The organism is Janibacter massiliensis (assembly GCF_900289115.1).
Classification (GTDB): Bacteria; Actinomycetota; Actinomycetes; order Actinomycetales; family Dermatophilaceae; genus Janibacter_A; species Janibacter_A massiliensis.
Map to the genome: position 1 here is coordinate 2,314,050 of NZ_LT985196.1, position 21,597 is coordinate 2,335,646.

27 protein-coding genes are annotated in these 21,597 nt (G+C 73.7%); 4 read left to right on the forward strand and 23 right to left on the reverse strand.

Annotation, left to right across the window (positions count from 1 at the left end; translation table 11 throughout):
- The 5 genes from purU to pyrH form a co-directional block, all read right to left on the reverse strand.
- Positions 1 to 855, reverse strand: a complete 855-nt coding sequence (purU, locus tag DAA34_RS11280; protein WP_106819391.1) for a formyltetrahydrofolate deformylase — start codon at positions 853 to 855, stop codon at positions 1 to 3.
- Between the two features lie 49 nt (positions 856 to 904).
- Positions 905 to 2,122, reverse strand: coding sequence for a 23S rRNA (adenine(2503)-C(2))-methyltransferase RlmN (rlmN, locus tag DAA34_RS11285; RefSeq protein ID WP_106819393.1), 1,218 nt, complete (start codon positions 2,120 to 2,122; stop codon positions 905 to 907).
- Positions 2,119 to 2,976, reverse strand: a complete 858-nt coding sequence (locus DAA34_RS11290) for a phosphatidate cytidylyltransferase (RefSeq protein ID WP_106819395.1) — start codon at positions 2,974 to 2,976, stop codon at positions 2,119 to 2,121. Before DAA34_RS11290 ends, rlmN begins: the two co-directional genes overlap by 4 nt.
- A gap of 15 nt (positions 2,977 to 2,991) precedes the next feature.
- Positions 2,992 to 3,549 carry a ribosome recycling factor gene (frr, locus tag DAA34_RS11295; protein WP_106819397.1) on the reverse strand — a complete coding sequence of 186 codons (558 nt, stop codon included), beginning with the start codon at positions 3,547 to 3,549 and terminating at the stop codon, positions 2,992 to 2,994.
- 86 nt (positions 3,550 to 3,635) lie between these two features.
- Positions 3,636 to 4,355: a UMP kinase gene (gene pyrH, locus DAA34_RS11300; RefSeq protein ID WP_106819399.1), complete on the reverse strand. Its 720-nt coding sequence runs from the start codon at positions 4,353 to 4,355 to the stop codon at positions 3,636 to 3,638.
- A 100-nt stretch (positions 4,356 to 4,455) separates the two neighbouring features.
- Between pyrH and DAA34_RS11305 the strand changes: the two genes are divergently transcribed.
- Both DAA34_RS11305 and DAA34_RS11310 read left to right on the forward strand, forming a co-directional pair.
- Positions 4,456 to 5,064 carry an antibiotic biosynthesis monooxygenase gene (locus DAA34_RS11305; protein WP_106819401.1) on the forward strand — a complete coding sequence of 203 codons (609 nt, stop codon included), beginning with the start codon at positions 4,456 to 4,458 and terminating at the stop codon, positions 5,062 to 5,064.
- Between the two features lie 2 nt (positions 5,065 to 5,066).
- On the forward strand, positions 5,067 to 5,408 hold the full coding sequence (locus tag DAA34_RS11310; RefSeq protein WP_106819402.1) for an MGMT family protein: 342 nt from the start codon (positions 5,067 to 5,069) through the stop codon (positions 5,406 to 5,408).
- Positions 5,409 to 5,468: 60 nt separating this feature from the next.
- Here the strand turns inward: DAA34_RS11310 and tsf are convergent, their stop codons facing one another.
- Together tsf and rpsB are read right to left on the reverse strand one after the other, a co-directional pair.
- Complete coding sequence (gene tsf, locus DAA34_RS11315; protein WP_106819404.1) at positions 5,469 to 6,299, reverse strand: translation elongation factor Ts; 831 nt, start codon at positions 6,297 to 6,299, stop codon at positions 5,469 to 5,471.
- Between the two features lie 50 nt (positions 6,300 to 6,349).
- Positions 6,350 to 7,303: a 30S ribosomal protein S2 gene (gene rpsB / locus DAA34_RS11320; RefSeq protein WP_106819406.1), complete on the reverse strand. Its 954-nt coding sequence runs from the start codon at positions 7,301 to 7,303 to the stop codon at positions 6,350 to 6,352.
- Between the two features lie 324 nt (positions 7,304 to 7,627).
- Between rpsB and DAA34_RS11325 the strand changes: the two genes are divergently transcribed.
- Positions 7,628 to 8,179 carry a murein hydrolase activator EnvC family protein gene (locus DAA34_RS11325; RefSeq protein ID WP_106819408.1) on the forward strand — a complete coding sequence of 184 codons (552 nt, stop codon included), beginning with the start codon at positions 7,628 to 7,630 and terminating at the stop codon, positions 8,177 to 8,179.
- Between the two features lie 27 nt (positions 8,180 to 8,206).
- On the opposite strand, the gene DAA34_RS12330 is transcribed toward DAA34_RS11325, so the two are convergent.
- From DAA34_RS12330 to DAA34_RS11400, 15 genes are all read right to left on the reverse strand, one after another.
- On the reverse strand, positions 8,207 to 9,154 hold the full coding sequence (locus DAA34_RS12330; protein WP_199847458.1) for a DUF3152 domain-containing protein: 948 nt from the start codon (positions 9,152 to 9,154) through the stop codon (positions 8,207 to 8,209).
- Positions 9,147 to 10,052, reverse strand: a complete 906-nt coding sequence (locus DAA34_RS11335) for a tyrosine recombinase XerC (protein ID WP_106819410.1) — start codon at positions 10,050 to 10,052, stop codon at positions 9,147 to 9,149. The genes DAA34_RS12330 and DAA34_RS11335 overlap by 8 nt, the downstream gene beginning before the upstream one ends.
- Positions 10,053 to 10,103: 51 nt before the next feature.
- Entirely contained in the window at positions 10,104 to 11,201 is a 1,098-nt protein-coding gene (gene dprA / locus DAA34_RS11340; protein WP_106820138.1) for a DNA-processing protein DprA, read from the reverse strand.
- The gene (locus DAA34_RS11345; protein WP_106819412.1) at positions 11,198 to 12,733 is read right to left on the reverse strand and encodes a YifB family Mg chelatase-like AAA ATPase; all 1,536 of its coding nucleotides are present in this window, start codon (positions 12,731 to 12,733) and stop codon (positions 11,198 to 11,200) included. Before DAA34_RS11345 ends, dprA begins: the two co-directional genes overlap by 4 nt.
- Positions 12,730 to 13,098, reverse strand: coding sequence for a YraN family protein (locus tag DAA34_RS11350; RefSeq protein WP_407657038.1), 369 nt, complete (start codon positions 13,096 to 13,098; stop codon positions 12,730 to 12,732). Before DAA34_RS11350 ends, DAA34_RS11345 begins: the two co-directional genes overlap by 4 nt.
- Positions 13,099 to 13,257: 159 nt before the next feature.
- The gene (locus DAA34_RS11355; RefSeq protein ID WP_106819416.1) at positions 13,258 to 13,569 is read right to left on the reverse strand and encodes a DUF2469 domain-containing protein; all 312 of its coding nucleotides are present in this window, start codon (positions 13,567 to 13,569) and stop codon (positions 13,258 to 13,260) included.
- Positions 13,566 to 14,330, reverse strand: a complete 765-nt coding sequence (locus DAA34_RS11360) for a ribonuclease HII (protein ID WP_106819418.1) — start codon at positions 14,328 to 14,330, stop codon at positions 13,566 to 13,568. Before DAA34_RS11360 ends, DAA34_RS11355 begins: the two co-directional genes overlap by 4 nt.
- The gene (gene lepB, locus DAA34_RS11365; RefSeq protein WP_106819421.1) at positions 14,327 to 15,196 is read right to left on the reverse strand and encodes a signal peptidase I; all 870 of its coding nucleotides are present in this window, start codon (positions 15,194 to 15,196) and stop codon (positions 14,327 to 14,329) included. The genes DAA34_RS11360 and lepB (DAA34_RS11365) overlap by 4 nt, the downstream gene beginning before the upstream one ends.
- 103 nt (positions 15,197 to 15,299) lie before the next feature.
- Positions 15,300 to 15,992: a signal peptidase I gene (gene lepB / locus DAA34_RS11370; protein ID WP_106819423.1), complete on the reverse strand. Its 693-nt coding sequence runs from the start codon at positions 15,990 to 15,992 to the stop codon at positions 15,300 to 15,302.
- Positions 15,993 to 16,015: 23 nt separating this feature from the next.
- Entirely contained in the window at positions 16,016 to 16,372 is a 357-nt protein-coding gene (rplS, locus tag DAA34_RS11375) for a 50S ribosomal protein L19 (RefSeq protein WP_106819426.1), read from the reverse strand.
- Positions 16,373 to 16,556: 184 nt separating this feature from the next.
- Complete coding sequence (trmD, locus tag DAA34_RS11380; protein ID WP_106819428.1) at positions 16,557 to 17,318, reverse strand: tRNA (guanosine(37)-N1)-methyltransferase TrmD; 762 nt, start codon at positions 17,316 to 17,318, stop codon at positions 16,557 to 16,559.
- A 2-nt stretch (positions 17,319 to 17,320) separates the two neighbouring features.
- Positions 17,321 to 17,878: a ribosome maturation factor RimM gene (gene rimM, locus DAA34_RS11385; RefSeq protein ID WP_106819430.1), complete on the reverse strand. Its 558-nt coding sequence runs from the start codon at positions 17,876 to 17,878 to the stop codon at positions 17,321 to 17,323.
- Positions 17,879 to 17,948: 70 nt separating this feature from the next.
- Entirely contained in the window at positions 17,949 to 18,191 is a 243-nt protein-coding gene (locus DAA34_RS11390) for an RNA-binding protein (protein WP_106820140.1), read from the reverse strand.
- 2 nt (positions 18,192 to 18,193) lie between these two features.
- Positions 18,194 to 18,775: a 30S ribosomal protein S16 gene (rpsP, locus tag DAA34_RS11395; protein ID WP_106819432.1), complete on the reverse strand. Its 582-nt coding sequence runs from the start codon at positions 18,773 to 18,775 to the stop codon at positions 18,194 to 18,196.
- A 179-nt stretch (positions 18,776 to 18,954) separates the two neighbouring features.
- Complete coding sequence (locus tag DAA34_RS11400) at positions 18,955 to 19,413, reverse strand: RrF2 family transcriptional regulator (protein ID WP_106819434.1); 459 nt, start codon at positions 19,411 to 19,413, stop codon at positions 18,955 to 18,957.
- 159 nt (positions 19,414 to 19,572) lie between these two features.
- Between DAA34_RS11400 and DAA34_RS11405 the strand changes: the two genes are divergently transcribed.
- Complete coding sequence (locus DAA34_RS11405; protein ID WP_106819436.1) at positions 19,573 to 20,508, forward strand: sulfite exporter TauE/SafE family protein; 936 nt, start codon at positions 19,573 to 19,575, stop codon at positions 20,506 to 20,508.
- Between the two features lies 1 nt (position 20,509).
- On the opposite strand, the gene DAA34_RS11410 is transcribed toward DAA34_RS11405, so the two are convergent.
- Complete coding sequence (locus DAA34_RS11410) at positions 20,510 to 21,595, reverse strand: amidohydrolase family protein (RefSeq protein WP_106819438.1); 1,086 nt, start codon at positions 21,593 to 21,595, stop codon at positions 20,510 to 20,512.
- Positions 21,596 to 21,597: the final 2 nt, after the last annotated feature.

The window sequence follows — 21,597 nt, forward strand, 5'->3', positions numbered from 1 at the left end:
TCAGTCGAAGACGATCGTCCGTCGACCGCGCAGGACCACCCGACGCTCGACGTGCCACCGGATCGCGCGCGCGAACGCCATCGCCTCGAGCTCCTGACCGGCGGTCGCGAGCTGCTCGGGTGACATCCGGTGGTCGACGCGGCGGAAGTCCTGCTCGATGATCGGTCCCTCGTCGAGGTCGGCCGTGACGTAGTGAGCGGTCGCCCCGATGACCTTCACCCCGCGATCGTGCGCCTGCGTGTAGGGCTTGGCGCCCTTGAACGACGGCAGCAGCGAGTGGTGGATGTTGATGATCCGCCCGGGCAGGTCGGCGCACAGCTGCGCCGAGAGGATCTGCATGTAGCGCGCCAGGGCGATCGTCTCGACGTCGTGCCGCGCGACGAGCTCACGCAACCGGGCCTCGGCGGCCGGCTTGGTGTCGGGGGTGACCGGCACGTGCTCGAAGGGGATGCCGTGCCACGCCGCGAGCTCGGCGAAGTCGGGGTGGTTGCTGACGATGACCGGGATCTGCACGTTGAGCTGGCCGGTGCGGACCCGGAAGAGCAGGTCGTTGAGGACGTGGCCCTGGCGGGAGACGAGGACGAGCAGCCGGTGCGGCACGGACAGGTCGTGGAGCGCGTGCTGCATCGAGAAGCGCTCGGCCACCGGCGCGAAGGAGGCTCGTAGCTCCTCGATGGCCCCGCCGGCCGTCGGCGCGAGCTCCATCCGGAGGTGGAACTCCCCTGAGCTCGCGTCGCCGAACTGCTGGGCGTCGGTGATCGTCAGCCCCCGGTCGGCGGCCCAGCCGGAGACCGCGTGAACGATGCCGACGCGATCGGGGCAGGAGACGGTGAGGACGAAGGACCGGTCGGGCACGTCCGCACCTTACGACCGGCGCTCGGGCACCTGCCCGGGCGTCCGCAGGTCAGGCCGTCGACGCGGCGAGCTGGCCACAGGCGCCGTCGATGTCGCTGCCGCGCGTGTCGCGGACGGTGGTCGGCACGCCGTGGGCTCGGAGCCGCTCGACGAACTGCTGCTCGACGCCCGGGCGAGAGGCGGTCCACCGCGACCCGGGTGTCGGGTTGAGCGGGATGGGGTTGACGTGCACCCAGCCCCGGCCGCGGGCGGTGAGCTTCTCGCCGAGGAGATCGGCCCGCCACGCCTGGTCGTTGACGTCCTTGATGAGCGCGTACTCGATGCTCACCCGGCGCCCCGTCGCCTCGAAGTAGCGGCGGGCGGCGTCGATCGCCTCGTCGACCTTCCACCGGGTGTTGATCGGGACGAGCTCGTCGCGCAGCTCGTCGTCCGGGGCGTGCAGGCTCAGGGCCAGCGTCACGGGGATCCCCTCCCCCGCGAGCCGGTCGATCCCGGGCACGAGCCCGACGGTCGACATCGTCAGGTGCCGCGCGCTCATCCCCAGCCCGTCCGGCGCGGGGTCGACGAGCCGGCGGATCGCACCGATCGCTGCCCGGTAGTTCGCGAGGGCCTCGCCCATGCCCATGAAGACGACGTTCGTCACCCGCGGCGGCCCGACGGGGTCCACCGGCGCAGCGCCGTCGTCGGCCTCGGCACCCAGCGCCGCCCCGTCGGTGTCGACGACCACGTCGGCGGTCTCTCGCAGCAGTCGGTTCGCGGCGACGACCTGCCCGACGATCTCGGCCGTCGACAGGTTGCGGGTCAGCCCCTCCTGTCCCGTCGCGCAGAACGGGCAGTTCATCCCGCAGCCGGCCTGGCTCGAGATGCACACCGTCGCCCGCCGGGGGTAGCGCATGACGACCGACTCGACGAGCGCGCCGTCGAAGAGCCGCCACACCGACTTCGTCGTCGCCCCGCCGTCCGCCTCGATCGACCGGATCGGGGTGAGCAGCGACGGCAGCAGCCGGGCGACGAGCTCCTCTCGGCCGGCCTTCGGCAGGTCGGTCATCTCCGCGGGGTCGTCCGTGTGGTGCTCGAAGAAGTGCCGGGACAGCTGTGCGGCACGGAAGCCCGGCAGCCCGAGCTCGGTCACCGCGGCCCGGCGCGCCGCCGGGTCGAGGTCGGCCAGGTGGGTCGGCGGCTTGCCGCGCCGGGGCGCGTCGAACGTGAGCGCTCCGGGCTTCGGACGGCGCGTCGGCGGGTCGCGGGGGACGGAGGTGTCGCTCATGCGTACGGCACCAGGATCCGCAGCCCCGCCCAGGCGACCGGGGCGCAGACGACGAGGGAGTCGAGCCGGTCCATGAGGCCACCGTGCCCGGGCAGGAGGGAGGACATGTCCTTGATGCCGACGTCGCGCTTGATGCTCGACTCGATGAGGTCACCGACGGTCGCGCACCCGGCGACGAGCACGCCGAGGACCGCGCCGCCCCACCACGCCCCGTCGAGCAGGAGCCACACCGCCAGGGCGCCGACGACGCCGCACGCGAGGACGGACCCGGCGAAGCCCTCCCACGACTTCTTCGGGCTGAGCGAGGGGGCCATCGGGTGCCGCCCGAAGCGGACCCCGGCGGCGTACCCGCCGATGTCCGAGAACACGGTGACGAGGATGAAGACCGCGATCCTCGTCCGGCCCGCGGGCTCGGCGACCATGAGCGCCGCGAACCCACCGAGCGCCGCCGGGTAGAGCAGGGTGAGCAGCCCGCCGGCGATGCTCGAGGCCGACGCGGTGAATCCGTCCGCGGCCCGCCACAGGACGACCGCGACCATCGACAGGCCCGTCGCGACCGCGAGCATCTCCGGACCGCGCAGGTACGCCGCGACCATCATCGAGACGATCCCGATCGCCACGGGGATCACCGGCACGTCCAGCCGGGCGTGGCCCACCGCCTCCTGGACCTCGTACGCACCGATGAGCATCGCCGCCGTGAGAACGACGAGGAACAAGACGGGGTGCAGCAGCGAGGCGAGCGCGAGCGCGGCGAGGACCACCCCGATGACGATCGCGTCCCGCAGGTTGCGACCCGGGGTCGTCGCCCCCGTCGACCGCACGTGCCGCGGGACCGGGTCGATCGTCGTATCCATCGGGTGCGAGCGGCCTCAGACCTCGAGGAGCTCGGCCTCCTTGTGCTTGAGCAGCTCGTCGATCCGGTCGGTGAACTTCTTCGTCATCACGTCGAGGTCCTTCTCCGCGCGCGTGCCCTCGTCCTCGCCGACCTCGCCATCCTTGACGAGCTTCTCGAGCTGGTCCTTCGCGTGGCGGCGGACGTGGCGGACGGAGACCTTGGCCTCCTCGCCCTGCGACTGCGCGAGCTTGATGTACTCCTTGCGGCGCTCGGCGGTCAGCTCCGGCATGGTGATGCGGATGACGTTGCCGTCGTTGCTCGGGTTGGCCCCAAGGTCGGACTCACGCAGCGCCTTCTCGATGTCGCTCATCGCGCCCTTGTCGAACGGCGTGATGAGCATGACGCGGGCCTCGGGCGTCTGGAAGGAGGCGAGCTGCTGCAGCGGGGTCAGCGCGCCGTAGTAGTCGACCGTGACCTTGGAGAACAGGCCGGGGTTGACGCGGCCGGTGCGGATGCCGGCGAGGTGCTCCTTGGCGACCTCCACCGCCTTCTCCATCTTCTCCTCGGCCTCGAGCATCGTCTCGTCGATCATCGTCGCTCCCTGTGGGTCCGGCGCGGTGCCGGGTCGTCGGTCGGCGCCCCGAGGGCGCAGCTGGGGCCAGTCTCGCAGATGGGTGGTCAGTCGGCGGTGACGAGCGTGCCGATCTCCTCGCCGCGCAGCGCCCGCGTGATGTTGCCCGTCGGCTCCATGCCGAAGATCCGCATCGGCAGGGCGTTCTCCTGGCACAGGGCGAAGGCCGTCTGGTCCATGACCCGCAGGCCCTGGGAGAGCGCGTCGACGAAGGTCACCCGGTCGAGCTTCCGGGCGGTCGGGTCGACGTTCGGGTCTGCCGTGTACACGCCGTCGACCCCGCTCTTGGCGACGAGGACGAGGTCGCACCCGATCTCGAGGGCCCGCTGGGCCGCGACGGTGTCGGTGGAGAAGTACGGCATACCGGCACCGGCGCCGAAGATGACGACGCGGCCCTTCTCCAGGTGACGGCTCGCCCGGCGCGGGATGTACGGCTCAGCGACCTGACCCATGGTGATCGCGGTCTGCACGCGCGTGTCGATGCCCTCCTTCTCGAGGAAGTCCTGCAGCGCGAGGCAGTTCATGACGATGCCCAGCATCCCCATGTAGTCGGCCCGCGCCCGGTCCATGCCGCGCTGCTGCAGCTCGGCGCCGCGGAAGAAGTTCCCGCCACCGATGACGATGGCGATCTGGACACCCTGCCGCGCGGCCTCGGCGACCTCCGCGGCGATGGCCCGCACGACGTCGGGGTCGACGCCGACCGCGCCGCCGCCGAACACCTCGCCGGACAGCTTGAGAAGGACCCGGGGGGCGGTTCGCTCGGTCATCGGCACGGTCGTCCTCCTGGTCGGGTCGGGGGTGGGGCGCACGGGCGGTGGCCCGGGTGGTCCCGACGGGCGATCCTCCCACACCCGGCACAATCGCGGCATGTCACCATCCGCAGGCTCGGGCGTCGGAACACCCACCGACGCCCCGACGCCCCCCGCTCCCGTCACCGTCGCCGTCACCCGCCGCGTCGCACCGGAGGACGAGGCCCTCATGGCCGCCTGGGCCCAGGCCGGGACGTCCCTGGCCGAACGCTTCCCCGGCTTCCTCGGGACCGGGGCCGTCCGCAGCGCCTCGGGCTCCGACCGGTGGCACATGCTCTACCGCTTCGCCAGCGCGGAGGACCTCGCCCGGTGGGAGGCCTCCCCGGAGCGGGACTGGTGGCTGTCGTCGGCCAGTGGCATCGTCGAGGACACCCGGGTCGAGCACCGCACCGGCATCGAGGGATGGTTCGACGAGCCCCACGACCGCCGGGTGACCGACCTCGACGCGCCGCCCCCGGCGCCGCCGCGGTGGAAGCAGATGGTCGTCATCTTCTGCGCGTTCTTCCCCACGAGCCTGGCGCTGTTCTACCTCCTGGGGCCCCTCACCCACGGGTGGTTCCCGCCCCTGCGGGTGCTCCTCACGTGCTGCCTCGCGATCCCGTGGATGACGTACGTCTTCCTGCCGTTCATCACCCGGCTCTTCCAGCCCTGGCTGCAGCGGTCCTGAGCGTGGACGAGCTCCTCGTGGAACGGATCCTGCGGGCGGTGGAGTGCGTGCCCGACGGGTCGGTGCTCACCTACGGAGACGTCGGGGAGCTCGCCGGCTGCGGGCCGCGGCACGTGGGTCGGGTCATGGCGCTCCACGGCTCGGGCGTCGCCTGGTGGCGCGTCACCGATGCCTCGGGGCGCCTGCCGGATCACCTGATGGACGAGGCGCGCGCCCGGTGGCGTGCCGAGGGCGTGCCTCTTGCCGCGGACGGACGGGGGTGCGCCATCCGGCGGTGCCGGGCCGATCTCACGCAGGTCGGGGCCGTGCACACCGCCCGGACGGCAGACCTCCCTCCGGCCTGAGACGGCGCGAGCCGCGGACCCCCGGTCGGGGTCCGCGGCTCGCGCGGTGGGTGGTGCCGGTCAGGCGGCGCCGATGCGGAAGCGGGCGAAGGACTTCGCGCTCGCACCCGCCTCGTCGAGGACCTTCTGGACCGTCTTCTTCGGCTCCTTGGCGAACGGCTGCTCGAGCAGGACGTTCTCCTTGAAGTAGCCGTTGACGCGACCCTCGACGATCTTGGGGAGGGCGGCCTCGGGCTTGCCCTCCTCCTTGGCCGTCTCCTCGGCGATGCGCCGCTCGTTGGCGACCGTCGCCTCGTCGACCTCGTCGCGGCTCATGACCGTCGGGCTGAACGCCGCGATGTGCATCGCGACGTCACGGGCGACGGACTCGTCGCCACCCTCGGTGCCCAGGAGGACGCCGATCTGCGCGGGCAGGTCGGGGCTCGTCTTGTGCAGGTAGGCGACGACGGTCGGGGCCTCGACGCGGGCGACGCGCTTGACCTCGATCTTCTCGCCGATCGTCGCGTTCGCCTCGTCGAGCAGCTCCTTGACCGTCTTGCCGTCCGCCGACGCGGCGTACAGCTCCTCGGCGTTCGTCGCCTTCGACTCGACGGCCGCCGCGAGGACCTGCTCGGCGAGGGCGATGAACTTCTCGCCCTTGGCGACGAAGTCAGTCTCGCAGAGGAGCTCGACGAGGGTGCCGACGCCATCCTCGGCCTTGGCCGTGACGAGCCCGTTGGAGGTCGTCCGACCCTCGCGCTTCGTCACGCCCTTGAGGCCCTTGACGCGCAGGATCTCGGTCGCCTTCGTGGTGTCGCCGTCGGCCTCGTCGAGGGCCTTCTTGACGTCGAGCATGCCCGCCCCGGTGGACTCGCGGAGGGCCTTGATGTCGGCTGCCGTGTAGTTCGCCATGCGTGTTCCAGCTCTTTCCGTGTGGGAGATGGGTGGATGCAGCGAGTGGTTCAGCTGGCGGGGGTCTCGTCCGTCGCGACCTGCGGCGCCGCCGCGTCGGTCGAGACGTCCGCGCCACCCTGCGGGAGCGTGCCCTCGGAGACCGGGGCGTCCGTCGCGGCGGCCTCGCCGGCCGTCTCCGCAACCGCCTGGTCGTTCGGGGCGTCCGCCGGGGCCTGCGCCGCGGCCTCACCCTCGGCGCCGGCGAGGAGCTCGCGCTCCCACTCCGCCAGCGGCTCCTCGTCCGCGGCGGACGAGGCGTTGCCCCGGCCGCCCGAGCGGGCCATGAGACCCTCGGCGACGGCGTCGGCGACGACCCGGGTCAGCAGGGTGACCGAACGGATCGCGTCGTCGTTGCCGGGGATCTGGTAGTCGACCTCGTCGGGGTCGCAGTTCGTGTCGAGGATAGCGATGACCGGCAGCCCGAGCTTGCGGGCCTCGTCGACGGCGAGGTGCTCCTTCTTGGTGTCGACGATCCACACGGCGGAGGGGACCTTGGTCATGTCCCGGACGCCGCCGAGCGTCTTCTCGAGCTTCTCCTTCTCGCGGCGGAGGATGAGGAGCTCCTTCTTCGTGTAGCCGGAACCGGCCACCGTGTCGAAGTCGATCTCCTCGAGCTCCTTCAGGCGCGTGAGGCGCTTGGAGATCGTCTGGAAGTTGGTGAGCATGCCACCGAGCCAGCGGTGGTTGACGTACGGCATCCCGACGCGCGTCGCCTGCTCGGCGATGGGCTCCTGGGCCTGCTTCTTCGTGCCCACGAAGAGCACGGTGCCGCCGCGGGCGACGGTCTCGCGGACGAACTCGTACGCGTTGTTGATGTACGTCAGCGACTGCTGCAGATCGATGATGTAGATCCCGTTGCGCTCCGTCATGATGAAGCGCTTCATCTTCGGGTTCCAGCGTCGCGTCTGGTGCCCGAAGTGGACGCCGCTCTCCAGGAGCTGGCGCATGGTGACGACGGCCATCGCCGTGGTCCTCTCTCGTCGGTTGTCAGTTGTCCGGGCTCCCCCGACGGCTCGGCCGGCGGGTCACCCTCCTGGCGCCTGCACGCACCCCGCCCGACCGGGGTCGGGACTGCCGTGGTGCGCCCCGTTTCGGAGTGGTCTCGTCAACGGTGGGAAGGCGCGCGAATTCGCCCGGCGAACCGGGCGTGCCCCCAGTCTACGGACGAGGGGGGCTCGCGACGAATCGGGTCCGCGCAGTCCACAGCCCCGGCGTCGCTCTCGGGCTCGTCCACGGCGGCCCGCTGCCGGCTGCCCACGGCGCGCTGCGACCGCTGTGATGGGGGCATGCCACGGGTCCCGATCGCCCTCGCCCTCGCCCTCGTCCCGACGGTCGGGGCCGTCTCCGTCACCGCGGCGCCAGCTCCGCGGGCGGAGATCACCCCGTCGACGGTCGAGGCGGCGGCAGCGCCCACGCCGGTGCGGGCGCGATGGCGCTGGCCCGTGGGCCCGGGCCATGACGTCGCGCGGCCGTTCGAGCGCCCGCCGACGCCGTACGCGGCCGGGCACCGCGGCATCGACGTGCTCTCGACCGCGGGCGCGCCCGTCACGGCGGTCGAGGCGGGGGTGGTCACCCACGCCGGGCGGATCGCCGGGCGGGGGACGGTGACGGTGACCCACGCCGACGGGCTCGCGAGCACGTACGAACCGGTGGCGGCCGCTGCCCGACGGGGCGACCAGGTCCGCGGAGGCGCGCGGCTCGGCACCCTCGAGGCGACGGGCGGGCACTGCGGCGCGGCGCCCTGCCTGCACCTCGGCGCCCGCCGCGGGCGGGACTACGTCGACCCGCTCCCCCTCCTCACGGGCGGGCCGATCGTCCTGCTGCCGGTGTCGCCCTGACCGGACGGCGGGCGCCCGCGAGGGTGGTCAGTACTGGATGCTGCCGTCGCCCGACGGGTACGGCCAGGCGCGACAGCCCTCGAGGCGGAGCGTCTGCTGGAGCATCACGGGGGCGCGGCCCGACCGGCAGTGCTCGTGGCCGAGGCCGAGCCCGTGACCGACCTCGTGGTTGATGACGTAGACCCGGTACAGGCCACGTCGACCGTGGTACGTCTGCGCTCCGGTTTCCCAGCGGACGGCGTTGATGACGGCCCGTCCGCGGTTGAAGCACGACATCTGGCCGCGGGTCTGCGCCGGCCGGCAGAGCCGGTCGGTGGTCCGCGGCGAGGCGAGGGTGATGCGGATGTCGGGGGCGGTGCGCGCCGCCTGCGGGCGCGACATTTGGACGAAGCGCACCCCGATCTCCGTCTGCCAGCCGCGCCGAGAGACGAGGATGCGCGGCACCTCGCGGGCGAAGGCGTCGACGTCCGCACCGGTCCCGCCCTCGGCCTCGACGGTGAAGGTCACCCGGCGCGCCCCGGCTGGGACGGGACCGCGGTCCGCACGGGGGACAGCGACCAGGGGCAGGAACCGGAGCCGTCCCGTGCCGGCCCGCGGCAGGTCGTCCGGCGTCGTCCGGCGGGCGGCGGGCGAGGTCGCCCGGCGGACGGTGGCCGGCGGCGTGGACGACCCCCGCGGGTCGTGCTTGACCGCGGCTGCCCCGGCTCCCGAGGCCGCTTCCGCCCCGGCGGGGGCCCGCGCACCCTCCCGGGTGACCGCCCATCCCCCGAGGACGATGAGGACGAGGGCGAGCGCGAGGATGCCGGTGCGCCGCAGGCGCCGGGCGCGGTCGGCGTGCCGCCGACCGAGCCGACCTCGCTGCGGCGGAATCCGCTGGCGTCGGCGCGCGGCCGCATGACGACCCCGCTGCGCCGCGCGGCGGGCCCGGGCGACCCGAGCCTCCCGCCGGGTGCGGATGTCGTCAAGGTCAGGCACGCGGGTGCGCCTGCCGGTAGGACGTGCGGAGCCGGTCGATCGAGACGTGGGTGTAGAGCTGGGTCGTCGCGAGGGAGGCGTGGCCGAGCATCTCCTGGACGGAGCGAAGGTCGGCGCCGCCCTCGAGGAGATGCGTCGCCGCGCTGTGGCGCAGCCCGTGCGGGGCGAGGTCGGGCGCGCCGTCGACGTGCGCGACGGCCTCGTGGACGACCCGACGGACCTGCCGCGGGTCGATCCGCCGCCCGCGACGGCCGAGGAAGAGCGCGGGTCCCGAGCCGTCGACCGCGAGCGCCGGACGCGCGGCGAGCCAGTGGCGCAGGGCGTCGGTGGCCGGGACGCCGAAGGGCACGGTCCGCTCCTTGCGGCCCTTGCCCAGGACCCGCGCGGTCCGCGTCCCGAGGTCGATGTCGTCGACGTCGAGGCCGACCAGCTCGGAGACGCGCGCGCCGGTGGCGTAGAGCAGCTCGAGCACGGCACGGTCGCGCAGGTGGACCGGGTCGGCGTCGTCCGCGGCCACGGCGGCGAGAGCGGCCGCGGCGTCGGCGGAGCGGAGCACGTCGGGCAGGCGGCGGGGCTGCGTCGGGCTGACGAGGCGGACCGAGGGGTCGTGGGCGACCCGACCCGTGTCGTGCGCCCAGCGGAAGAACGTCCGGGCGGCGGCCGCCCGGCGGGCCACGGTCGATCGCGCCGCGCCGTCCGACGCGAGCGTGCCCAGCCAGCCGCGCAGGTCGGCGAGCGTGACGTCCCCGAGCTGGGCTGCGGAGTCGACGCCCGCGTGCGTGAGGAGGCCCTCGACGTCGCCGAGATAGGCCCGGACGGTGTGCTCCGAGCGGTTGCGCTCGCTCCTCAGATGGGTGGAGAACGCCCCGAGCAGCTGGTCCCGGGGCTCGGAGGTCACGCCTGCACCGTGGCACGGGAGCGGTCGTCCGGCAAGCAGGACGCGCCCGCCCTAGCCCGCGCGGGCGGTCCACAGGTCGCCGTCCCGATCGACGAGGCCCGCCGCCTCGAGGGCACCGAGCCGGACGAGGAGGTCGAGCGGCGCCAGGCCCGTGATCGTCCCGAGCTGACCCGTGTCGACGGTGACCCCGTCGAGTGCGGCGAGCACGCTGGCGGCGAGAGGGTCGATCTCCGGCGGCTCGACCGTTGCGGCGTCGACCTCTCCGAGCGGGCTCGCGAGCTCGACGACCTCCGCCGCGTTCGTCACCAGGACGGCCTGACCACTGCGCACGAGGTCGTGACACCCCGCCGAGGCCATGCTCGTCACCGGTCCGGGCAGGGCCCCGACGGGTCGGCCCAGGCGCTCCGCCGCGCTGGCCGTCCCCCGGGCCCCCGACCGCAGACCGGCCTCGACCACGACGGTGGCGCCCGCGAGCGCGGCGACGATGCGGTTGCGCTGGAGGAAGTGTCTGCCTCGGACGGTTCTGCCGGGAGGGGCCTCGCTCACGACGAGCCCGGTCTCGGCGATCCGGGCGACGAGCCGCTCGTGCCCCGCAGGCTGCGGTCGGTCGACGCCGCCGGCGAGCACGGCGACCGTCACCCCCTCGGCCGCGAGCGCGCCCTCGTGGGCGGCCCCGTCGATGCCGTAGGCGGCCCCCGAGACGACGCTCCATCCGCGGTCGGCGAGCTCGGCCGCGAGCTGCCGGGCCTGCCCGCTGCCGTACGCGGTGCTCGCCCGCGAGCCCACGAGGGCGACGGAGCGCTCGACCGCCTCGGCGAGATCCCGCCCGCCTCGTACCCACAGCCCGAGCGGCACCCCGCCGTGGGCCGACGGTCGGTGCTCGAGGTCGTCGAGACCGGCAGGCCACTCGTCGTCGCCGGGGATGACGAAGCGCGCACCGGCCTCGGTGCACCGCCGCGCCTCGTCAGCGGGGTCGAGCCCGGCAGCGATGGCCGCGAGCCGCTGCGGCACCGGGAGTTCCCCCGCGACGAGCCGCTCCCACGCCTCCCCCGGCCCGTACTCGCCGATCCACCCGGCGACGGTCTCGTTCGTCGGCTCCGCCACGCGCGCCCAGGCCGCTCGGGCCCACCGCGGCGACGGCGCGCTCATGCCGCCACCGCCGTCGAGCGCAGGAACATCGCCGTCGTCACCTCGTCCGGCCCCGGGGCCGTCCGGCCCCGCGAGTCGGCGACGGTCCACGCCACCCGCAGGACGCGGTCGTACCCGCGCAGCGTCACCTCGCCCCGATCGAGCGCGCGGTCCAGCCCGGCGGTGGTCGCCCGGGACGGACGCCACGGCGAGGTCCGCAGCACCGACCCGGGCGCCTGCGCGTTGAGGCGCCAGTCGCACCCGGACCACCGGTCGGCCTGGACCGCGCGCGCCGCCCGCACTCGCTCGGCCACGACCGCGCTGCTCTCGCCCGCAGGCCCCGCGAGCCCGGCGCGGGTCATCGGCGGGACGTCGATCCGCAGGTCGATGCGATCGAGCAGGGGACCCCCGATCCGGCCGGCGTACGCGCGGCGCTGGGTCGGGGTGCACGTGCAGTCGGCGCCCGCGCCGAAGCCGCGCCCGCACGGGCACGGGTTCGTCGCCATGACGAGCTGCACCCGCGCCGGGTACCGGACCGACCCCGAGGCCCGGGAGACCGTCACCCACCCCGACTCCAGCGGCTGGCGCAGCGTTTGGAGGGTCGTCGCCTTGAACTCGGCGGCCTCGTCGAGGAAGAGGACGCCACCGTGGGCCAGGCTGATCGCGCCGGGCCGGATGACGGACGAGCCACCGCCGACCATCGCCGGCGTCGAGGCGCTGTGGTGCGGGGCGACGAACGGTGGCACGCGGTCCAGCCCCGACGCGTCGTGCAGCTCCCCCGCGAGCGAGCGCACCGACATCACCTCCAGGGCCACCTCGTCCGTCAGGGGCGGGAGGATCGTCACCATCCGCTCGGCGAGCATCGTCTTGCCGGAGCCGGGCGGTCCGCCCAGGAGCAGGTGGTGGCCGCCGGCGGCCGCGAGCTCGACCGCCGCGCGAGCCTCCGGCTGACCGACGACGTCGGCGAGGTCGCCGTGCTGCCGTTGCTCGCCGGGCTTCCCCGCGGGGAACGACCGGCACGGCAGCACCCCGCCGTCGGCCAGGTCTCGGTAGTCGGCGACGAGGTCACCCAGGCACGCGTACGGGTGGACGACCGCACCGTCGACGAGCGCGGCCTCGGCCGCGTTCTCCTGGGCGACGACGACGTGCCGGTATCCCGCCCGGACGGCCCCGGCGACGGCTGGCAGCACGCCACCGACGCCTCGGAGCCGCCCGTCCAGGCCGAGCTCGGCGACGTGGACGACGTCGGTCGCCGCACCCGCGGGCACCACGCCCGAGGCCGTCAGCGCAGCGACGGCGATCCCGGCGTCGTACCCGGTTCCCTGCTTGCGGATGGCCGCTGGCGACAGGTTGACGACGAAGCGGTGCGCCGGGAGCGGGACGCCGCTGGAGATCGCCGCGGACCGGACCCGGTCCGGGGCCTGGGCGCACGCGGTGTCGGGCAGCCCGCCGATGCCGAACGACGGCAGTCCCGGGGAGCGATGGCACTCGACGTCGACGACGGTCCCCTCCAGCCCTTGGAGCGCGACGGCACGGGCCAGACCCAGGCTCACGACCCCACCCCGACGACGTGGCGCAGCAGGGGTGGGCGGCCGGGGCGCGCGAGCACCCCGATCACGTCGATCCGCATCCCCCGGGCGCGCACCGGGTGCTCCGCGCGCCACGCGTGCGCCAGCCGGCGCAGCCGCGCGACCTTCGCCGCGGTGACCGCCTCAACCGGGTCGCCGTGGGTCAGGCTCCGGCGCGTCTTCACCTCGCAGACGACGAGGACGTCCCCGTCGCGGGCGACGACGTCGATCTCCCCGTGGGGGCAGCGCCAGTTGCGGTCGAGCACGACCATGCCGCGCCGTACCAGGTGCGCGCACGCGAGGTCCTCCCCGCTGGCGCCGAGCACGCTCCGGTCCGCGGGCACGGCCACCCTCGCGCCGCCGGCGGTCTTCGTCGGGTCCATCCCGTCACCTCCTCGGTGACGAGTCCATCGCGCGGACCGGCCGCCCGCCCACCGCGCGACCGCGGCTGTGGACGAACCACCTCCCGCGACACCGCCTGTGGACGGAAGACCCCGGGCGGGCGGGGCTCAGAACTCCTTGCTGAGGTCGATCTCGGACTTCGCGAGCTCCTCGACGTTGACGTCCTTGAACGTCACGACGCGCACCTTCTTCGCGAACCTGGCCGGACGGTAGATGTCCCAGACCCAGGCGTCCTCCATCGTCACCTCGAACCACACCTCGCCGCCGTCGCTGCGCGGCCGCACCTCGACGGAGTTGGCGAGGTAGAAGCGGCGCTCCGTCTCGACCACATGGGTGAAGAGGCCGACGACGTCCCGGTACTCGCGGTAGAGCGCGAGCTCCATGTCGTTCTCGTACTGCTCGAGGTCCTCGGAGCTCATCGTTCTCCCTGCGGCGACGTCACCACGTCCGGCGCGGACGGGTGCGACCCATCATGCCCAACGGTCCCCGGGAGGTTCCACGAGCGTCGGTGCAGGACGCACGGCCCGTGCTCGGCGAGCGCGGCGACGTGCTCGGGGGCCGCGTACCCCTTGTTCTCCGCCCAGCCGTACCGCGGGTGCTCGACCGCCGCCTCGACCATGAGCGCGTCCCGCTCGACCTTGGCCAGGACGCTCGCCGCGGCGACCGAGGAGCACCGCAGGTCGGCCTTGACCAACGTCGTCACGGGGATGGTCGGCCGCCGACCCGCCTCCGCGTGGTCGTCCTCCTCCGCGAGGAGGCCGACCGTCAGCGGATCGGTGAACCAGTCGTGGCTGCCGTCGAGGACGACGATGCTCGGGAGGACACCCGCGGCCGCGAGCGCCCGGTCCGCGGCCAGCCGCAGCGCCGCGAGGATGCCGACCGCGTCGATCTCCGCCGGGCTCGCGTGCCCCACCCCGCTGGCCACCGCCCACCGGCGGATCCGCGGCGCGAGGGCCACGCGGGCCGCCGGGCGCAGGAGCTTGGAGTCGCGGGTGCCCGCCGGCACGGTCCGCACGGTCTCGTCGACGACGACCACCCCGACGCTCACCGGGCCCGCCAGCGCACCGCGTCCGACCTCGTCGACGCCCGCGACGAGCCGGTGCCCGCAGCGCAGGAGGGCGCGCTCGGCCCGCAGGGTCGGGGCCGGGCTCGACGGGCGTCGCGCAGGCGCGCCCGTCACGACGTGGGGCTGTCCCCGCCCGGGGTCGGCGGGGCGCCGGTGGTCGACGTCGGCCCCGTGCCGGACGGTGTCATGCGGTCGGCACCCGTGCTCGCGGTCGGCTCGGGCACCGAGGCGAAGACGGCATCCGGGGCGTCGAGCCCCCTGGCCCGGTCGAACGGCCACACGAGGGCGACGGCCTTGCCGACGACGAGGTCCTCGCTCACGGACCCCTTCTCGCCGCCGGAGTCGAGGTCGTGGGGGCGGCTGTCGGCGGAGTCGCCGCGGTTGTCCCCCATGACCCACACCTTGCCGGCCGGCACACGGATGTCGAAGGGCTCCATCTTCTCGGCCTCGAGCGACCCGTCCTTGAGGTACGTCTCGTCGACGGTCTGGCCGTTGATCGAGACCCTCCCCTGCGCGTCGCAGCAGCGGACGTGGTCGCCGGGCAGGCCGACGACCCGCTTGATGAGGTGGCCCTCGGAGGTGTCGGGGAGCAGGCCGATCCACGTCAGGCCCGTGCGCACGCCGTTGACGAGCGGCCCGCGGTCCGTCGGGGTCGTCGCGCTCGACTGGATCCACTGGCCCGGGTCCCGGAAGACGACGATGTCCCCGCGGTGGAGCTCGAACGGTCCGGGCGTGAGCTTCGAGGCGATGACGCGGTCGTTGAGGACGAGGGTGTCCTCCATCGACTCGCTCGGGATGTAGAAGGCCTGGAAGAGGAACGTCTTGACGAGGAAGGACAGGGTCAGCGCCATCGCGGCGACGACGACCACCTCCTTGATCCCGGCGATCAGGCTCTGACCGAAGGACCGGTGCTCCGGGGTGCGGGCGGTCTCGGCGGTCGCGCCGTCGGCCTCGTCGCGGAGGTCGTCCTCGTGCGCCACGTGCTCTCCTCGTCCAGGGGTTCCCGCTCCGGGCCGGAGCGGATACATCATCGCCGATCGCGCTGGGTGGCGCGTTCAGCCTTCGGCTGCGGTGTCGCCGGCCTCACTCCGCGAGCGAACCGGCCCGGGAGGCCGGCCAGTAGCGCACCGTGACCCGGCCGAGCACGTCGTCGAGCGGGACCATGCCGCCCCCGGGGTCGCCGAGGTGGCTGCGGCTGTCGGCCGATCCCGGCCGGTTGTCGCCGAGGACGAACATCCGCCCGTCGGGGACCTGCACGTCGAAGGGGGTGTCGCAGGGTTCGACGCCCTCGCTCAGGTAGGGCTCCTCGAGCGGGGTGCCGTTGACGACGACCCGCCGGTCCCGGCACGCCACCCGGTCGCCGGGCAGGCCGATGACCCGCTTGACGTAGTCGGTGCGCCCCAGACGGACGGAGGCCAGATCGGCGGCACCACGGACGACCTTGGCGATCGTGCCCTCCGGCTCGACCGGTGCGACCGCGCCCGGCCCCGGGCCGAAGGTGTCCGTCCCGTCGAAGACGACGACATCCCCGCGGTGGAGGTCCTGCCCGTCGACCCACCGGGCGACGACGATGCGGTCCCCCGGGTGCAGCGACGGCTGCATCGACCCCGTCGGCACGACGAAGGTCTGCGCGACGAACGTCCGGACGAGCGCCGTGAGGACGAGGGCGATCGCGATCGTGAGCAGCCAGCGCACGGGCACCCGCGGGCCGCGACGCGACGAGTCGGCCCCCGCAGCGGTGGCGGGGGCCGACTCGTCGACGCGGGGACGACCCATGCGTGGTGGCCCGGGAGACCCGGTCAGCTCGCGGGCGTCTCGCGACGCTCGCGGATGCGGGCCGCCTTGCCGCGCAGCTGGCGCAGGTAGTAGAGCTTCGCGCGGCGGACGTCACCGCGGGTGACGACCTCGATCTTGTCGATGACCGGCGTGTGGAGCGGGAAGGTCCGCTCGACGCCGACGCCGAAGGACACCTTGCGGACGGTGAAGGTCTCGCCGACGCCGCCGCCGTGGCGACGGATGACGATGCCCTGGAAGACCTGGACGCGGGAGCGGTTGCCCTCGATGACCTTGACGTGGACCTTGACGGTGTCACCGGCGCGGAAGGCGGGGACGTCCTCGCGCAGGGAGGCCCTGTCGATCTCGTCGAAACGCTGCATGGTTCTTCTCCTCGGCCGCCACAGGTCGACCGTGCACTGGCAGGTACGGGCTGGAACGGGCCCGGTCTCGGTGCGCCCCGTGCCGCGTCGACGCGGTGCGTCGGACTCCCCCTGTGGCAGGGGCACGTGGATGGGCGCGATGGGCGATTCTGCCAGACGGGCTCCTCGGGCGGGAAATCCGCAGTCAGCGCGCCCCGTCGGCCCGGCTGGCCTCGTGGGCGCTCAGCAGGTCGGGGCGCCGCTCGGCGGTGCGGGCGAGTCGCTGCGCGTACCGCCACCGGGCGATCTCTGCGTGGTTGCCGCCGAGAAGGACGTCGGGGACGGATCGTTCGACGTCGCTGCCCGGCGCCGTCCATCGCGCGGGCCGGGTGTACACCGGGTACTCGAGCAGCCCACCCTCGTGGGACTCCTCGACCAGGGAGGCCTCGTTGCCGACCACCCCGGGCAGGAGGCGGACGACGGCCTCCGTGATCGCCAGGACCGCGACCTCCCCGCCGTTGAGGACGTAGTCCCCGAGCGAGACGACCCGGGTGTCGAGCCCGAGGTCCTCGCGCGCGTGCTCGTGGACCCGCTCGTCGATCCCTTCGTACCGGCCGCACGCGAACACCAGCCAGGGGACCTCGGCGAGGGCGTGGGCCTGCGGCTGGGTGAAGGGCGCGCCGCTCGGGCCGGGGATGACGAGGACGGGCGCGGCGTCGGCACCGAGCTCGGCCCGGCCGTCGTCGAGCACGGCGGCGAGCGCCTCCGCCCACGGCTGCGGCTTCATCACCATCCCGGCGCCCCCGCCGAACGGGGCGTCGTCGACGCTGTTGTGGTTGTCGTGGGTCCAGGCCCGCAGGTCGTGGACCCGCAGGTCGACGAGCCCGCGCGTGCGCGCCTTCCCGATGAGGGACAGGTCGAGCGGGGCGAGGTAGTCGGGGAAGATCGTGATGACGTCGATGCGCACGGTCACTCGTCCTCGACGAGCTCGAGCAGGCCGGCCGGCGGGGCGACGACGACGCGACGGGTGTCCTCGTCGATCTCGGGGACGATCTCCTCGACGAACGGGATGCGCACCACGCCGCCCTCGACGGCGACGACGAGCCGGTCCTGCGGGCCGAGCTCCAGCCCGGTGACCGTGCCGACGAGGTCGCCGTCGGCCGTGACGACCTCGAGGCCGACGAGGTCCTCCTCGTACCAGCCCTCGTCGTCGGCGTCATCGGCCCCCTCGCCCGTGGCGGCGTCGGCGGCCGAGACCGTGAGGAGGGTGTCGCGCAGGCCCTCGGCGCCGGTCCGGTCGGGGATCCCGTCGAAGGACAGCAGCCAGATCGTCCGGTGCAGGCGGGCCGTCGCGAGGGTGAGCGAGCGAGGGACGCCGGAGCCCGTCCGGGCGACCGTCCCGAACGTCACGCCCGGTCGGAAGCGGCGCTCGGGGTCGTCGGTGCGGGTCTCGACGGTCACCTCGCCGCGCAGACCGTGGGCCTTGCCGATGCGGGCGACGACGTGGCCCTGCGGAGCGCTGCTCATGCGCGACACGGTAACGCCCGACGGGCCCCGCACCGTCGTGGTGCGGGGCCCGTCGAGAGGGTGGCGCGGCTCAGCGGACGCGGTCGGTGTCGACGATGTCGACCCGCACGCCGCTGTCGCCCGCGATGGCCTGGACGACGGTGCGCAGCGCGCTCGCCGTCCGACCGCCGCGGCCGATGACCCGGCCGAGGTCGTCGGGGTGGACCCGGACCTCGACGAGGGAACCGCGACGCAGGTCCTTCGTCCGGACCCGGACGTCGTCCTTGTGGTCGACGATCCCGGTCACGAGGTGCTCGGTCGCCTCCTCGAGGATCGTCACTCCGTGGCCTCCGTGGCCTCCGTGGCCTGCGCCTCGTCGGCCGGGGCCTCGGGCGTCGCGACGTCGGTGTCCGGGCCGTCGGCAGCGGCGGCGCCACCGTCGGTGTCGGCGGCCGGGGCGGTCTCGGCGTCACCCGCCGGCGTGGCGTCGGCAGCGGCCGGAGCCTCGGCGGCCGGGGTCTCGTCCTTCTTCGCGGCCTTCTTCTTCGGCGTCGGGTCGCCGGCGGCGTCGTCGGAGCCCGAGGCGGCGAGCGCGGCCTCGTACAGCGCCTTCTTGTCGGCCTTCGGCTCCTTGACCTTGAGGGTGCCCTCGGCGCCCGGCTCGCCCTTGAACTTCTGCCAGTCACCGGTGATCTTCAGCAGCGCCTCGACCGCCTCGGTCGGCTGCGCGCCCTGGGAGAGCCAGTACTGCGCACGCTCGGAGTCGATGTCGATGAGCGAGGGCTCCTCGGTGGGGTGGTACTTGCCGATCTCCTCGATCGCCCGACCGTCCCGCTTGGTGCGGGAGTCCATGACGACGACGCGGTAGAAGGGGGCACGGATCTTGCCCATGCGCTTCAGTCGGATCTTGACGGCCATGAGGGCCTCGCTTTCGTCTGCGTGGGCGCGGCGAGACCGTGCGCCGAGTGCACGGGGTACCGGGAGCCCGGGGTAGGCATCCGGCGACGATGGCCACCGGAAGGTTTACGCCTGTCCAGTGTGCCAGACCGGCCCCCACCGGCCGAATCGCCGGCCAGGCATCGCCGCGGGCGAAGGGGTCAACGGTTGCGCAGCGCGTCCGGCCGGGCGGCCAGCTCGGTGACGAGGTCGGGCAGCTCGCCGGAGACGAGGTCGGCGAGCGAGGTGTCGTCGAGGACGTCGCGCAACGCGGCCCGCAGCGCCACCCACACCGTGGGCAGGTGCGTCGCCGCGCCGTCGTAGCGGAGATCCTGCGGACGCTGCCGCCGGATCTCGGCGAGCGGTCCGTCAACGGCGCGCAGGACGTCGCCCACCGAGATCTCGGTGGGTGCCCGCGAGAGGAGGTAGCCGCCGGCTGCCCCCCGACGGCTCGTCACGAGGCCGGCCCGGCGCAGGTCGGCCACGATCGCCTCGAGGAACTTGCGCGGCAGGTCCTGCTCGTCGGCCAGGCGGTCGACCGAGACCGGGCTCGCTCCCCCTTCGGCCGCGAGGGTGAGCATCGCCCGGACCGCGTAGTCCGCCCGCGCCGAGATGTCCACGGCCCGAGTATCCCGCACCGTCCCGCAGGTCGAGGGGACACATCCTGAGACATAACGTCGTGTTACTTGACGCATAACTTCATGTCCTGCTCAAATCCCACCTGCCGAGTGGGACTTCCGCCCGGCTGCGTATCACTCCTCACGGAAAAGAGTCCTCCGTTGCGCAAGCTCGTCCTCCTGGCCATCGTCGGCCTCCTCGCCCAGCTCGTCGACGGCTCGCTCGGCATGGCCTACGGCGTCACAACCACGACCCTCCTCCTCGCGATCGGCACGAACCCGGCCGCCGCGTCCGCCACCGTCCACCTCGCCGAGATCGGCACCACGCTCGCCTCTGGCGCCTCGCACTGGCGCTTCGGCAACGTCGACTGGGGCGTCGTCCTCAAGATCGGCATCCCCGGTGCGATCGGCGCCTTCGCCGGCGCGACCTTCCTCAGCTCGCTCGACACGAGCACCGCCAAGCCGGTGATGGCCGTCATCCTGCTCGCGCTCGGCCTCTACGTCCTCGGCCGGTTCACCCTCAAGGGGCTGCGCACGGACCGGCTCGGGCAGCCGCTGCGCAAGCGCTTCCTCGGCCCGCTCGGTCTCTTCGCCGGCTTCGTCGACGCGACCGGCGGCGGCGGCTGGGGTCCGGTCGGCACCCCTGCGCTCCTCGCGAGCGGCCGGATCGAGCCGCGCAAGACGATCGGGTCGATCGACACCAGCGAGTTCCTCGTCTCGCTCGCGGCGAGCGTCGGCTTCCTCCTCGCCCTCGGCTCGCAGGGCATCGAGGCCACGTGGGTCGTTGCCCTGCTCCTCGGCGGTCTCATCGCCGCCCCGATCGCGGCCTGGTTCGTCCGGCACATCCCGCCGCGGATCCTCGGCTCGCTCGTCGGCGGTCTCATCGTCCTCACGAACTCGCGCACTCTCATGGGCAAGGACGCCCTCGCCCTTGACAGCGGCGTGAAGTGGGTCGTCTACGGCGTCATCTGGGCCACCTGGATCGCTGCGGTGGTCTGGAGCCTCAAGCAGCACCGCCTCGAGCGGGCCGCCTCGCCCGCCTCCGCGCCGGAGCGCGACGAGGAGCGCGACGACGAGCTCGTCGGCTCCCCCGCCTGACCTACCCGACCGTGGCGCCGCGCAGCACGATGCTGCGCGGCGTCGCGCACGCCCGGACGTCCTCGCGCGGGTCGCTGTCGAGGACGACGAGGTCGGCGTCCTCGCCCTCGGCGATGCCCGGTCGACGGAGCCAGTCCCGTGCCCCCCACGTGGCCGAGGCGAGGGCCTCGGTGTGCGTCATCCCCGCGCGGGTGAGCAGCTCCATCTCCTGCGCCACGAGGCCGTGCGGCAGCGAGCCTCCGGCGTCGGTGCCGACGTAGATCGGCACCCCGGCCTCGTGCGCGGCGGCGATGGTGGCGAAGCGCCGCTCGTGGAGCTGCAGCATGTGCCGGTGGTAGTCGGGGAACTTCTCCCGGGCCGGCTCGGCGATCCGGGGGAAGGTCTCGATGTTGACCAGGGTCGGGACGATGGCGATGCCTCGCCGGGCGAACGCCTCGATCGTCTCGTCGACGAGCCCGGTGGCGTGCTCGATGCAGTCCGTCCCGGCGGCGGCGAAGTCGTGCAGCGACTGCTCGCCGAAGCAGTGGGCCGTCACCCGGGCGCCCTCCTCGTGGGCCGCCGCGATCGCCTCGGTGAGGACGTCGACCGGCCAGCACGGGGCGAGGTCGCCCAGGTCCCGGTCGATCCAGTCCCCGACGAGCTTGACCCAGCCGTCGCCGGCGCGGGCCTCGGCGCGCACCCGGGAGACGAGCTGCTCGGGCTCGATCTCGTGGGCGAAGTTGCGGATGTACCGCTTCGTCCGGGCGATGTGCCGTCCGGCGCGGATGATCTTCGGCAGGTCGTCCCGCTCGTCGATCCATCGGGTGTCGGCCGGAGATCCGGCGTCGCGGATGAGCAGGGTGCCGGCGTCGCGGTCGGTCCTCGCCTGCTGCTCGCTCGTCTCCGCATCGACGGCACCGTGCCTGTCGAGCCCGACGTGGCAGTGGGCGTCGACGAGGCCGGGCAGGACCCAGCCCTCGATCGTCTCCACGTCGTGGCCGGGGCCCGGGGGCGTGAGGCTGATCCGTCCGTCGATCACCCACAGCTCGTCGAGGGCCTCGTCCGGTCCCGCGAGGACCGGGCCGGTCAGGTGCAGCACCGTCGCCATGG